General features: G+C 64.0%; 16 protein-coding genes and 2 pseudogenes. 9 read left to right on the top strand and 9 right to left on the bottom strand.

All coding sequences use genetic code 11. The annotated features are described in order from the left end of the window. Both VX037_RS23495 and VX037_RS23490 read left to right on the top strand, forming a co-directional pair. Positions 1-672: IS1634 family transposase (locus VX037_RS23495; protein ID WP_442903742.1), on the top strand; the 672-nt coding region annotated here is incomplete at its 5' end. 134 nt (positions 673-806) lie between these two features. After that, positions 807-1,850, top strand: a complete 1,044-nt coding sequence (locus VX037_RS23490) for a hypothetical protein (RefSeq protein ID WP_287014838.1) — start codon at positions 807-809, stop codon at positions 1,848-1,850. A 113-nt stretch (positions 1,851-1,963) separates the two neighbouring features. On the opposite strand, the gene VX037_RS23485 is transcribed toward VX037_RS23490, so the two are convergent. The 8 genes from VX037_RS23485 to VX037_RS23450 all read right to left on the bottom strand — a co-directional run bounded on the left by VX037_RS23485 (position 1,964) and on the right by VX037_RS23450 (position 4,580). Then, complete coding sequence (locus VX037_RS23485; protein WP_064865669.1) at positions 1,964-2,167, bottom strand: hypothetical protein; 204 nt, start codon at positions 2,165-2,167, stop codon at positions 1,964-1,966. A 133-nt stretch (positions 2,168-2,300) separates the two neighbouring features. Then, entirely contained in the window at positions 2,301-2,732 is a 432-nt protein-coding gene (locus VX037_RS23480; RefSeq protein ID WP_287014839.1) for a Fic family protein, read from the bottom strand. A 10-nt stretch (positions 2,733-2,742) separates the two neighbouring features. Then, positions 2,743-2,937, bottom strand: coding sequence for an antitoxin VbhA family protein (locus VX037_RS23475; protein WP_287014840.1), 195 nt, complete (start codon positions 2,935-2,937; stop codon positions 2,743-2,745). A 23-nt stretch (positions 2,938-2,960) separates the two neighbouring features. Continuing rightward, positions 2,961-3,212 carry a hypothetical protein gene (locus VX037_RS23470; RefSeq protein WP_287014841.1) on the bottom strand — a complete coding sequence of 84 codons (252 nt, stop codon included), beginning with the start codon at positions 3,210-3,212 and terminating at the stop codon, positions 2,961-2,963. Positions 3,213-3,277: 65 nt separating this feature from the next. After that, positions 3,278-3,451, bottom strand: coding sequence for a hypothetical protein (locus VX037_RS23465; protein ID WP_287014842.1), 174 nt, complete (start codon positions 3,449-3,451; stop codon positions 3,278-3,280). A 26-nt stretch (positions 3,452-3,477) separates the two neighbouring features. Continuing rightward, positions 3,478-3,672 (bottom strand): hypothetical protein, encoded by a 195-nt coding sequence (locus VX037_RS23460; protein WP_287014843.1) that lies wholly within the window; start codon positions 3,670-3,672, stop codon positions 3,478-3,480. 18 nt (positions 3,673-3,690) lie between these two features. Next, on the bottom strand, positions 3,691-4,377 hold the full coding sequence (locus VX037_RS23455) for a hypothetical protein (RefSeq protein WP_287014844.1): 687 nt from the start codon (positions 4,375-4,377) through the stop codon (positions 3,691-3,693). 32 nt (positions 4,378-4,409) lie between these two features. Then, positions 4,410-4,580, bottom strand: a complete 171-nt coding sequence (locus VX037_RS23450) for a hypothetical protein (RefSeq protein ID WP_328716078.1) — start codon at positions 4,578-4,580, stop codon at positions 4,410-4,412. A gap of 399 nt (positions 4,581-4,979) precedes the next feature. Here VX037_RS23450 and VX037_RS23445 point away from each other — a divergent pair. Together VX037_RS23445 and VX037_RS23440 are read left to right on the top strand one after the other, a co-directional pair. Further along, positions 4,980-5,298, top strand: a pseudogene (locus VX037_RS23445) (arsenate reductase/protein-tyrosine-phosphatase family protein); the annotation flags it as partial. 70 nt (positions 5,299-5,368) lie between these two features. Next, positions 5,369-5,690: pseudogene (locus VX037_RS23440) on the top strand (heat-shock protein HtpX). A gap of 8 nt (positions 5,691-5,698) precedes the next feature. Here the strand turns inward: VX037_RS23440 and VX037_RS23435 are convergent. Further along, positions 5,699-6,364, bottom strand: coding sequence for a TetR/AcrR family transcriptional regulator (locus VX037_RS23435; RefSeq protein ID WP_287014849.1), 666 nt, complete (start codon positions 6,362-6,364; stop codon positions 5,699-5,701). 121 nt (positions 6,365-6,485) lie between these two features. Here VX037_RS23435 and VX037_RS23430 point away from each other — a divergent pair, with 121 nt between their 5' ends. From VX037_RS23430 to VX037_RS23410, 5 genes are all read left to right on the top strand, one after another. Beyond that, a complete protein-coding gene (locus VX037_RS23430) occupies positions 6,486-8,057 on the top strand; it encodes an MFS transporter (RefSeq protein WP_287014846.1) in 1,572 nt (523 codons plus the stop codon). A gap of 25 nt (positions 8,058-8,082) precedes the next feature. Continuing rightward, on the top strand, positions 8,083-8,604 hold the full coding sequence (locus VX037_RS23425; protein WP_287014847.1) for a PaaI family thioesterase: 522 nt from the start codon (positions 8,083-8,085) through the stop codon (positions 8,602-8,604). A 143-nt stretch (positions 8,605-8,747) separates the two neighbouring features. Further along, complete coding sequence (locus tag VX037_RS23420; protein WP_230461871.1) at positions 8,748-10,172, top strand: adenylate/guanylate cyclase domain-containing protein; 1,425 nt, start codon at positions 8,748-8,750, stop codon at positions 10,170-10,172. A 475-nt stretch (positions 10,173-10,647) separates the two neighbouring features. After that, positions 10,648-11,813, top strand: a protein-coding gene (locus tag VX037_RS23415) for an IS3 family transposase (RefSeq protein WP_328716076.1) whose coding sequence is annotated in 2 segments (ribosomal slippage) — positions 10,648-10,932 and positions 10,935-11,813 — 1,164 coding nt in all. Because the reading frame shifts where the segments join, the coding sequence is not laid out codon by codon here. A 19-nt stretch (positions 11,814-11,832) separates the two neighbouring features. Beyond that, positions 11,833-12,204 carry a hypothetical protein gene (locus tag VX037_RS23410; RefSeq protein ID WP_328716075.1) on the top strand — a complete coding sequence of 124 codons (372 nt, stop codon included), beginning with the start codon at positions 11,833-11,835 and terminating at the stop codon, positions 12,202-12,204. Positions 12,205-12,916: the final 712 nt, after the last annotated feature.

Below are 12,916 nucleotides of genomic sequence, written 5' to 3'. Positions count from 1 at the left end.
AAGATCCCCACCATCCCGTACCTGATTGACAAGTGGCACAGGGACAATCCCGACTCAACCCCGCCGGACGGGTTGGTGCTGACCCAGCCGTATCCGGCCGGGTCCAAGAACAAGCGACGCGATCACGTCGTCTACTACCAGTACCGCGCCGACCGGGCGCGCCGCAGCCTACGCGGCATCGGCGAGCAGATCGCCAAGGCCGAGAAGGCAGTCGCCGGCAAACTGCCCATCAAACGCAATCGATTCGTCAAGGTCACCGGCGAGGACCGCAGCATCAACCGTGACCTGGAAGCCAAAGCCCGCATGCTGGCCGGCTGGAAAGCCTACGCCACCAACATCGTCGCGCCCACACCGGAATTCGTGATCGGCTCCTACCATCAGCTGTGGCGGATCGAGAAGAGTTTCCGCATGTCCAAATCCGATCTGGCCGCACGCCCGATCTTCCATCACACCCGTGACTCCATCGACGCACACCTGACCATCGTGTTCGCCGCGCTGGCCATCACCCGCGTCATCGAAGCCCGCTCAGGCTGGTCGATCAAGAAGTTCGTCACCACCGCCCGCCGCTACCGGGCCATCACCATCAACGCCGGCGGACACAACATCAACGCCGCCGACCCCATCCCCGACGACCTGCAACAAGTCATCACCGCAATCCGCGGTGGACACTAAATTGAGCCAAGTCAGGCCAGAAGGCTCCGAGCGAAAGCGAAATCGAGTGGACAGAAAGCTACTCTAACGAAGTAGATATTACTGCCGAAGGCACAGTCAGCGTTTCCGGCGGCCATGGCGGCTTATCTGGAAACGTGGGTCAAAAGAAAGGTCGATCATCAAAAAAAGCTCAGCAGGGCGCTGTTGCGCACCGGTACAGCGCGACGAAGAAGGAGCACCTAGAGCGCGCGCTCTCAAACTATCGACTGCTAATGCTCGCGGTGGGCGGACTGGCACCTGACTCTTTCATCATTCTGGACGATTTTTATCATCTGAGTCGCGAGGACCAGCCAAACATTGCCGGCTACTTTCATCGAGTTGTAAAAGACACGGGAATATGGTTGAAGTTTGGTTCCATTTCTCTGTGGACCAGACTGTACGCGGGCGGTAATCCGCCAGTTGGCCTCCAAGCGCCTCACGATATACGAGACCTATCTCTTGATCGAGGACTTCGGGAGTTTAAGAACTCCAAACGCTTCCTCGAAACGATCCTCGACCGTCTTTGCGAGGAGTGCGAGGTTCAAAGAAAGAGCCTATTTACAGACGGGGCCTTGGACAGACTAATTCTGGCCGCTGGCGGGGTTCCTCGAGACTACATTGGCCTCGTAAGCGAAAGCATTTCCAGCGCAAAAAATCGAGGTCCCTCCGGCAAGTCTGGAAGCGAACGAATCATTGCCGAAGACATCAACTCCGCGGCCGGAAAGACCGTTGACACTAAGTACAGTGATATGAGAGAGGATGCGGGGGGCTATTCAGACGACTTGCATGGCCTAGTAATAGCACTGACTGATCACTGCCGGAATACGAAGTCCTCATGCTTCTTGATCGATTCCAGTAACACCGAATTGGTGGACATGACCAATAGACTTCAGAATATGAGGTTCGTTCACCTAGTCGCAACGAATGAAACTGTGCCCAACCAGGCGTCGGATCGATACAACGTATATGTGCTCGATGTGTCCCTACTAGCTGCGCAGCGCGCATGGCAGGTCGACTTCATGGGCTGGGAGACCCGCGCGGGTCGCCGCGCAAGAAAGTTGATATTCGATGGGAAGCCGGCCGCACCAAGTGCTGGACTTGACGATATTGATATCGCGCAAGATGACAGCCGTGCCATCGTGTCAGAAGTTGAAGCCTGAACACTCACGGCCAACACGCGCAAAATCGCGTCCAAGCGGCCACCCCAGCCGCAGCATTGTCGACTCGAATGCTCCCGCTGCTCTGGGACGACTCGGGAGCCCGTCGCACGCAGTCACTCCTTACGCGCCTCTCTCACCAGTCGCCGTACTTCAGCATCGTTCGGAGTAACGCCCATCTTCTTTAATTGAGCCTTCACGTCACTGACCGCAGCAGCCTCGGACCCGCCACGTGGAACGTTGACTCCTCCGGACAGCTTCTTCTTGAGGTCGTCCTCCAACTTGCGCAGGCCAGCCTTGTTGAGTTCAAAATCCGCCATTTCTCCTCGATCCGTAGTCGGAACAGGCGCCTACCAATTCTGTAGTCAGAACGCCAATGTGCTCGCGAGTCGAGCACTGATCCGAATACTAGCGACCGGCACCGACAGAACCGGTCATGTTGGAGCCGTCCGGTCAGGCGGAAGATAGTTCCGTTGCGAATATGTTCGCAACACCGGCAGTCAGCTCGCCCCAGTGGTCGGCAACAGTGGCGATCGCGGCATCGCGATCATCTGGGGCGGGCCGGTGACGGTCGATGGCGGTGAACACCCGCCGTAGTTCGCCGTCGAGGAATTCCGCCCGGCAGTGCATCATGCCCATGGCCGCGGTCTCTTCACCGCGGCGCCGCGGCTGGCCCGCCCACGGGTAGACATCTTGAAGGATGTAGCGGTGTATGGCTTGCAGATGCGCGAAGTCGAAGTCACCGGTGACCAGATCCGGATGCTGGTCGAGCTCGCTGACGCGCAGGTACGCGGCGCGTCGCTCGTAGTCGCGCAGGTCCTCTGCATGAGTGAGGCCGGGCAGGTTCTCAGGTACCTGTCCGGCCTCGGGGTCGTGGGATGTCACGGCCGCGTCGTCAGCTCCGACGTTGGCGAAACTCGTCGCGCATCTGCGCCAGCTCCTCCTCCACCGACGATTCCCCGCGCAGCACGCGACGCGCGGCATCGACATCGTCGGCGGTCGGCGGCATGCCGGCCATGACGTGGCCGGCGGTCGCTGCGGCCAGGACCTCGTCCTCCGTGCGCGTCTGTCGGGTGTGCGGTGCAGCCATAACAAACCTCCTCAAGGTCAATTCTACGTGCGCGGGGCTTCGTGATCAGCGCGTACCGTTCGGGTGCGCGTGGCCAGCGCGACCGCCTCGGCGATCGCCTCACTCTCGGTGAACTCGCCGCGCGCGTCGCGGGTCAGGAACTCGATGTCCTCGCGTTGCGGGTCCCAACCGTCGAGGACGTTGTTGTCGATCGCTTGCACCACTCCGCGGACCTGGGTGTCGGTTAAATCGGCGAACAACTCAGGCCAGCGCCTGATCCACCTCGAGTCGATCATCGTCCGGCACCCCCTTTCCCTGATCTCGCGTCAGCGCCAGTCGAGATCGCCGCGGGTCGCCGCGGTCAAAGCACCGAGAGGATGGCGGCGTAGATGAGTGCGAGAACGCCGAGACCGGCCGCGGCCCGGTAGATGGGTTGGGGGTCACGAACTTTGCTCTGCCATTGTCCGAGCAGAGTGAGCCCGACCCCGATGAGCAACAGCACGAACGGGGGGCCAAGGACCATCAGTGTGGGCATGGAAACCTTCTTATCAGTGGGGTCTGTCAGAACAGGGCGATCTGGTCGCGGGCAACGCGTTCGGCTGCTCGGTGGTGTGCTTGTGCGGCGGCGATTCTGACGGTGGCTTCGGGCAGTGCGAGTTCGTGGGCGATGTCGGCCCAGCTGCGGCCGTGCTCGCGCATGTCGGCGGCGAGGTCCTGGATCTCGCGGTCCTGGGCGTCGGGGTCGGCGTCAGTCATCACGGCGTGCCTTTCCGTTCAGATGCGGGCGAGGGTGTCGCGGATGGCCAGCCATCGGGTTTCGGCGGCCTGCTGGTGTGCGGTGAGGGCCGTCCAGTGGCCGGCGAGTTCGGCGGTGGGGCGTTCGGTGGTGACTTGGGTCATGCGGGCCAGGAGTGCGCGGTAGCCGCGGCGGTACCAGCCGTCAATGAGGGCGGCGGCGAGGTGAGGCAGGTCGGCGCTGTCGGCGACGGGGCGGCCGTGCCGCGGGGAAGCGATCTCGAGCATGACGCTACGGGTGCGGGTGGTCAGTCCTCGATCGGCAAACCGCGCATTGACCAGAACGGGTGTGGCGGGGCTACCTTCGTCGAGCAACGCCACGACGGTGTCGAACACGTCCTGATGCACAGGGCTGAGGAACACCACACTGCCGGCGGGAAGCACGGTGGTGGTGGTGCCGGCGTCGCGGTCGGCGCGCGAGCCGATCAACGCCTCGACGACCAGGCGGGCCCGGGCCGGTGGCGCCCACAGCAGTGCGGTGAGCATGTCCAGTTCCAGGGCGAGGGTGTTGTCGACCTCGGCGGTGTCGTCACCGATGGTGCCGGTGAGGGTGAGGTCGTCTCCGGCGGTGACGGTTTCCAGTTCGGGCAGCGGTTCGATCGCGGTGGCCGGCGGCTGCGGCACATCAGAGGGTGCGACCTCGGGTTTGTCGGCCATGACGATCACCTGCTGTCTCCTTGTTCGTATCGGTCGGTGGTTTAGGCGACGTCGCTGCGGACGCCGGTGAGGTCTTCGTACGCCCACTGTTCGCATTGGGCGTACAGTTCGGCGAGCTCGTCGCCGTAGCGGGGATCACCCTCGGCGTAGGCACGTTCAGACTGTGCCCAGTAGGCCACGGCGCGCTGCGCGTAGTCGGTGGTGCTGGTCATGACGAGGAGTCCTGTTCTCTTCACGCGGCCGCAGAGGCTGGTGGACGGTCAATATTTGAACCAGCATTATTCGACAAACACTCTCAGTCGCCATTCCCAGTAGCTCAAGTATAGCGCGAAATGCGTTGTACTGCAATCCTTTTCACCAGTCAGGTCTTACCGCCTCGCGTGATTGAGTCAAGGTTAATCTAGGGCTTCACGTCCGCAGTATTTTGCGTAAGGAGCTATGAAACCGAGTGGCCCAATCATTCGCAGCCGAACACTGTTGTTATCAAATGATTTGGCGAACAATGCCACGTGCGTCGAAACGGGTTCGACCACGGGGCTAGCAAGAACGCCCGGGGTCCGGAGGGTGCGCACCCGGAGTGCGGGCGCGGGTGCCTTACGGCGACATCACTTCTCCGTACCCATAACGGCCACCGCCGTGTGCACGTGCGCTCGGCCGGGTCGGCACCGGTCAATGCCATCAACCCGATGGTCATCGAAGCGATGAAGGAGATCGGCCTGGATCTGGGCGCCGAATACCCGAAACCGCTGACCGATGATGTGTTGGCCGCCGCCGATGTGGTGGTCTCGATTGGCTGCGGCGATCCCTGCGCGATCTATCCCGGCAAGCGATACCTCCGACCGGACCCTCGACGATCCGCAGGCTCAAACTCTCGAGACGGTCCGCGCCATCCGCGACGGCCTGGACACCAGGGTCCAACGTTGTTGCGCGAGTCGACCACTCCCGTTCCTGCCTGATTTTCATCTGCTTCCTGTCCCTCCTGACGGAGGGATCTCAATTCATGTCCATCACCCCCAGCGAGTTGTTCGTCTGCGTGTACAACGCCGGACGCTCGCAGATGGCCGAGGTGGGCATCGACATCACGGCGCAGACACCGAAAATCCTCACCACCGATGCCGTGCAAGCCTCAAACGTGTGATCACCATGGGCTGCGGTGACAGCTGCCCCATCTTCCCCGAGCGAGAGCTACCAGGACTGGGTCCTTGACGATCCGGCCGGGCCAGGGCGTGGAAGCGATTCGCCCGATCCGCGACGAGATTAAGACCCGCGTCGAGGCGCTGATCGCCGAATTGACGTCCCAGCCCGCCTCGGGCGGGTGCTGAATCAGAGATCAGTCCGGGGTCACGGTCAGCGCGCGTTGCGCGGAGCGTGCAGCGAGAAAGTCGTCGACGAGTTGCTGGCGTTCAGCCGGGCCGATCGGCGGGAGTGCGGTGAGTCGGGTGAAGACGATGGGTCCGACGAGTTGGGTCAGGGCGAGATTGGTGTCGAAGCGACCGAGCTCCTGCTGGGCTCCGGGGCTGTCCAGGATCCGGTCGAACGGTTCGCGGTATTGGTTGACCACCCGTGCGCGAAGCGAACTGACCGGGTTCCGGTCTTCTTCGAGATGCGGTGTCGCCCCGGCCGTGCCGGGTTGGGCGGACCCGAGGGCCAGCCACCCGAGCATCGTCAGTTGGGCGGGGGCTTCCTCGATGAGCTTGGCCTGACGGTCCAGCAGTTCGATCAACTGTTCACGGATCGTTCCGGACGCCGGCTGCGCGGTGACCGGGGGCAGCAGACGCTCGAACGCCGCGGCCAGGAGCTGGGTGCTGTCGGTGAAGTGCCGGTAGAAGGTAGTCCGCGCGACCTTGGACGCCCTGGTGACCGCGTCGATCGTGACGGCCTCGATACCGCCGGTCGAGAGCAGGGACGTCGCCGCGTCGAGCAGTCGTGCGCGTGAGCGTGCCTTCCGGGGATCCACGAGCCGGTCCTCGTCGTCGTCGGTGTTCTGGTTGATCATCTCTTCGCTCACCTCGTAATTGTGCCCTCGGATCAGTCGCAGGCACTATCCCCGCACCCCACATTGTGCTACTCATAGTAGTGGAACGCTACCAACTGTAGCGTTAAGTGGAGGTGGCTGCATGACCGTCGATGGTCGAGTGCTGCTGTCGCGGGCTCAGAAGTGGACGTTGGTGGTCTCGTGCCTGTCGGTGGCCCTGGTGGTCGCCTCAATGGCGGCCCTGTACACCGCGCTTCCGAACATTGCGGTGGCCACCGGGGCGACGCAAACCCAGCTCACCTGGGTGGTCGACGGGTACACGCTGGTGTTGGCGTGTCTGGTGTTGCCCGCCGGGGCCCTGGGTGACCGCTACGGCCGGCGGGCGGTGCTGATCGTGGGGTTGGCGCTGTTTTCGCTGGCCTCGGCGGTGCCACTGTTGGTATCGACACCGTGGTGGTTGATCGCGGCGCGGGCAGCGGCCGGGGTGGGGGCGGCGTTCATGATGCCGTCCACGCTGTCGATCCTGACTGCGGGATTCCCCGAGCAGCAGCGGGGGCGTGCGGTCGGGATCTGGGCTGGGGTCGCCGGGTCCGGGGGCCTGCTGGGGATTCTCGGGTCGGGGCTGCTGCTCGACTACTGGTCGTGGCAGTCGATCTTCGTCGGCCTGACCGCGGTGGGGGTGTTTCTGCTGTTGTGTGCCTTCACCATTCCCGAATCCCGCCAGGAAAATCCGCCGCTGATGGATGTGATCGGATCGGTCGCGGTGGTGTTCGCGGTCGGACTAGTGGTGCTCGCCATCATCGAAGCCCCAGTACGCGGCTGGTCGGATCCCGTGGTGGTCGCCGGGTTCGGACTGGGGGTGGTGGCCACAGTGGTGTTCGTGGCGTGGGAGTTGCGGGCGGATCATCCGCTGCTCGATGTGCGGTTCTTCGCCCGTCGGGGCTTCGGCAGCGGATCATTCTCCATCACCATCCAGTTCCTGGTGACGTTCGGTGTCTTCCTAGTCCTCGTCCAATACCTGCAGTTGATCTTTGGATACAGCCCGTTGGGTTCAGCGCTGGCCTTGGCGCCGATGATGGTGCCGTTGGTGCTCTTGTCCGCGGTCGCACCGTGGATGACGACCCGGCTGGGGTTGCGGTTGATGACGGTGACCGGGCTGCTCGCCATCGCCGCGGGGTTCTACTTCATCAGCCGGCTCGATTTGGACTCCACCTACGTCGACGTGATGTGGCCGACGCTGATCATGAGCGCGGGTCTGGGCCTGACCGCGGCGCCGGCGACGGCGGCTATTGTCGCGGACACCGCGGTCGACAAGCACGGGGTCGCCGCGGCAGTCAACGACGCCACCCGCGAGATCGGCGCGGCGATCGGCATCGCGGTCGCCGGCAGTGTCCTGGCCGCCGGGTACAGCCACAACATCGCCCCGGCGATCGCGCGGCTCCCACCGGAGGCGCGGGGCCCGGTCGCCGACTCACTCGCCGGTGCCCTCGAGGTCGCCGATCGGGCGGGACCGGCCGGCCAGCAACTCGCCGACTTCGCCAAGTCCGCGTTCCTGCACGGCGTCGAGCAGTCCGCGATCGTCCTCGCACTCATCGCGGCGGCGGGTGCCGCGATTCTGCTGGTCTGGGCACCCGGCCGCGCTTCCCCGGACGCAGGCGCATCGAGGAGCCCGGCTGAACCGGCCCAGCGCAGTCGATCCCGCGCCCGCCGCTAGCCAGCACCGTCGAGAAGGAACGCCCATGACCCAGCTACCGCTGCCGCCGCACTCGCCGACCTGCATGGGGTGCGGGCCAGACAATCCCGCCGGCCTGCAACTGGTGGTGTTCCGCTCCGGCGACGAGGTCTACACCGATGTGACGTTCGACGAACGTCACATCGGTGCGCCCGGCCTCGCGCACGGCGGGGCAGTGGCCGCCGCCTGCGACGACCTGTTCGGCTTCGGCCTCTGGATCGCCCGCACCCCGGCAGTGACCCGGAGCCTCACCGTCGACTACCTCGCCCCCGTCCCGCTGCACCGGCCCCTGCGCATCAGCGCCCACGTCCGGGAGATCGACGGCCGCAAACTGCACCTTAAGGCGACCTCCACCGCCGATGACGGCACCGCATTGTTCACCGCCCAGGCGGTGTTCATCGCCGTGTCGATCGAGCACTTCGCCCAACATGGCCCCCCCGGCGCCGTCCAAGACCTACTCGACCGCCTCACCTCCGCGCTCGACCACGACGGGCCGGACAGACCGTCACCGCACCCGCCGGACCGCTGACACGACCGAAAGAAGATGCATCGGTAATGCGGCACACCAGTGCCCGTCCTCACCCCGGGCGGCCACGCCCACCAGAAGCCCACAATGCGGCCCGGCCAGTTCCGGTGCTGTTACGCACGAAGTGGGGTCTACCACTGCTGACCGTGGGCTCGAGCGTGGGCGGGGCCGTCGTCGTCGCGCTGCTGATCGTTCTGGGCGGCGCACCGCACCGATACGGCGCCCAGCTCGGAACGCTTCTGCAGATCCTGGCGGTCTACGTGGTCGTGGCTCTGCTCGCCGCAGTTCGAGGCGTCCTCGCCCTGCGTCGACGCAGCCTCGGGTGGCTGGACACCTCCTCTGCGCCGACACCCGACCACGCCCGCCACACCCTGCGATTGCCCACCGAGTCCACCGTCCTCATCGGATCTCTGTGGGCCGGGGGCATCCTCGCGATGTCCGGCTCGGCCTTCGCGCTCCTGCCCGTCTGGGAGGCCCTCGGCGGAACCCTACTCATGACATTGGGCGGACTTGCCACCGTCGGATACAACTACCTCTTCGTCGAACGTGCACTCCGTCCAGTGATGGCCACGATCCTGGCCGTCGACACCCCACACGCGCCACCACGAACGTCAGTCATCTCCCGGCTGATCCTGACCTGGGCGCTGACCTCCGCGCTGCCATTGGCCGCGGCCATCGCGCTCCTGCACTATCCAGATGCGGCACCGCCCGACCGCATCCACGCCGCGACCTACCTCGCCGCCCTCGGACTCGTATCCGGAGCCCTCGCGGAAACACTGCTGGCCCGCGCCGTCGCACAACCGATCCACCAGATGCGCGGTGCACTCCGCCGCATCGGGCAAGGCCGGCTCGACGTGCGTGTGCCCGTCGACGACAGCAGCGAAATCGGGGTACTGCAATCCACCGTGAACGACATGGTCCGCGGACTCCAGGAGCAGGACCGATTGCGCGACCTGTTCGGACGGCACGTCGGAAGAGACGTCGCGCAACGCGCACTCGACCGAGGAGCCGACCTGACCGGCGAAATCCGGGAGATAACAGCACTCTTCGTCGACGTAACCAACTCGACGGCACTCGCCCACCAGATCTCACCGCAAGAATTCGTCGACAAGCTCAACCGCCTCCTCGCAGAAGTGATCGCGGCAACCGAGAGCCACCACGGGCTGGTCAACAAATTCGAGGGAGACGCCGCGCTCTGCATCTTCGGGGCGCCCGTCGCCCGAGCCGATGCCGCTGACTCCGCACTCCACGCCGCACGGCAGATCCGCGACCGCGTCCTGGCTCACGGGGAACTCGACATCGGGATCGGACTCGCCACCGGCCCCGTCTTCGCCGGAAACCTCGGCACCGACCAGCGCCTGGAATACACCGTCATAGGCGACGCGGTAAATGAAGCATCACGCCTCACCGAACTCGCCAAACACACGCCGGGACGGATCCTCGCCAGCGACGCCGTCATCAGAGCCGCCAGCGAACCCGAACGCGAATACTGGACACCACACGGCGACTGCTCCCTCAGAGGACGAACCCTGCCGACACAAACCTGGGAAAGCATCCCACCAGGGAACTGACCGCAATCCCCCGCAACCTGCATCGAGACCGACAGCGCATGGAATTCTTGGTCGGGAAGTCGAAGCAAACCCTGGCGCCGGGTTTGCCATCACCACGGTCGCCAACCACAGCGCGACGCCTTCAACACCCGAACCTACGACGGTTCGATTTCCCCGGTATATGACTATGACGATGGAGACGATCAAGCCGGATTGAGCCCCACTGAGCACAGGGACCAACTCGAGCCGTCAGGTGGGCCACATCAAGGTTGCCTGGCATGTTTCGACCCGAGCGTCGTGGCATGAATGTGCACTACCGCGCCCACACTGACGTTCTGCAAGCGTTGCAGCACGTTCTTGACCCGTCCTGCTGCCGCTGAGCCGTGCCCATCGGGAGCAGTCCCGCGAGTTCCCGATAGCTGTGTTGGGGCTGGTGCACGAGTAGGTGACATCTGATCTGGCTTGCCCTGCCGGGCGGCCTGGAAGGATGCCAGCTGTGCCCAAGCCCTATCCCCAGGAGTTCCGCGACGACGTTGTCCGCGTCGCCCAGAACCGTGAAGACGGTGTGACTCTCGAACAGATCGCTGCCGACTTCGGTATCCACCCGATGACCCTGAACAAGTGGATCCGCAAGGCCGACGTGGAGGCCGGGATCAAGCCCGGCACCACGTCGGCCGAATCGCGTGAGCTGCGCGAGACCAAGCGGCGTGTGCGCCTGCTTGAACAGGAGAACGAGGTCTTACGCCGGGCGGCGGCGTACCTGTCCCAAGCGAATCTGCCGGGAAAAGGTGGTACCCGCTCGTGAGTGAGCTGGCCGCTGACGGCATCCCCGTCACGGTGGCGTGTCGGGTACTCAAGATCGCTCGCCAGCCCTACTACCGGTGGCGCAAGAACCCGATCACCGACGCCGAGCTCGCCGAGGCGTACCGGGCCAACGCCCTGTTCGACGCCCACCGCGAAGACCCGGAGTTCGGCTACCGCTACCTCGCCGACGAGGCCGAAGCCGCAGGCGAGAAGATGTGCCGGCGGACGGCGTGGCGGATCTGCTCCGCCGGCGGCTGGACCAGCACCATCAGCAAGAGAGGCCGCGGCAAGCACCGCAAGGCCGGCCCGCCTGTACACGACGATCTCGTCAAGAGAGACTTCACCGCGCCCGGCCCCAACGAGCTGTGGCTGACCGACATCACCGAGCACTGGACGGCCGAAGGCAAGCTGTACCTGTGCGCGATCAAGGACGTCTACTCGGGCCGGATCGTCGGGTACTCGATCGACTCGAGAATGAAGTCCCGCCTGGCCGTGGCCGCCCTGAACAGCGCTGTCGCCAGGCGAGGGGACGTGGCCGGCTGCGTTCTGCACAGCGATAGAGGGTCTCAATTTCGTTCGAAGAAGATGCAGAAGGCCATCACCCGGCACGGCATGCTCGGGTCGATGGGCAGGGTCGGTGCGTGTGGTGACAACGCGGCGATGGAGAGCTTCTTCTCGCTGCTACAGAACAACGTCCTCGACCGTCGATCCTGGGCCACCAGAGACGAGCTCCGGGCCGCCATCGTGCACTGGATCGAACGGACCTACCACCGCCGCAGACGACAGGACCGCCTCGGCAGATTGACCCCCATTGAATTCGAGACCATCATCAACCACGAGGCCCCTCAGGCCGCGTGACTAACCCTGTCACCTATCCGTGCACCAGGCCCTACTTCTTCGATTCGGCCGCAAGACCACCGACCCAGCGCCCGGTGGCGGCGGTCCGTTCGGTTGGATGCATGCCCTCCTCGATCACAAACTCGATATTGATGCCATCGGAAAGATCATCAACCAAGCTGAACCGGTAATGTTCGGATCGCGATTCCAATACGAGGCCCAGTTCAAGGTCCGTGGTTACACACCAATTCGGGCATTCGTTCGTGTAGAACCAGGGCCGATGAAGGAAGACGGTGCACCTGACGACCTGCAGATGGGCGTGGTCACCGGGTACTGCAAGACTGGCTCGGAAGCAGGCGAGGGTAAATGCGAGGACTGGGTGAACGACACGCTGGGCAACGGGTTGCCGTGAACGCTGGGAGTGGATGAGGTGGATCAACAGACTGGTGAGTCGAATGAGGCTGTGCTTGAGCTGGAGCGTTTCCTTCTCGCTGCCACCTCCGCACCGCCCGCGGTGCCTTCATCTGCCCCACCTGGCAAGCCAGGGTGGTATTCCGCGCCGCCTGGCGCGGGACACCCCTGGAGCAATATGCACGATGTCACCGTTACTGCGGTCCCGGGTGGAGTAGTCGTCACAACTCGATGGGATCAGGAATCGGAACTATTCGTGATCCCCCTGGGAAGCTCAAACATGATCGCCCAGTATGAACTCGACCGCTGGATCACGATGCTCGAACTCCATCTCGACCGCCCCAGTTGGCGTGACCGGGCCATTCGCATCGGCACAGACACGCGTCTTGTAGTCATCCCGAGCGGCTCCTCTTAGCCTCGATCCACTTCCGATTAGGTGACAGCGCAGCTGGCAGTCGATGCCGGCGGCCGCCGGCACCTCACACCGGATCGACTGTCACCGTGCAACGTGCCCGGCCACACCGGACGCAACCCAGCAGACCGGGGTGACTGTGCCGGGAACAAAGGGGGCCGTTTTCCCTTGGTTGCTGTCGGTCTAGTTGTCTACGGTCGATACAAGACCCGTTGCGATGGATCTTTGAGGTTCCCCCCGAACCGTAGAGGCATCGATAATGAGGAGCACGATGCCAGAGAAGCGGAAGAAGTACGACCGG

Origin of the sequence: Gordonia sp. Z-3 (genome assembly GCF_036233855.1) — a bacterium.
In the GTDB taxonomy this organism is placed as follows: Bacteria; Actinomycetota; Actinomycetes; order Mycobacteriales; family Mycobacteriaceae; genus Gordonia; species Gordonia tangerina.
This window is presented reverse-complemented; position numbering and strand designations above follow the sequence as displayed.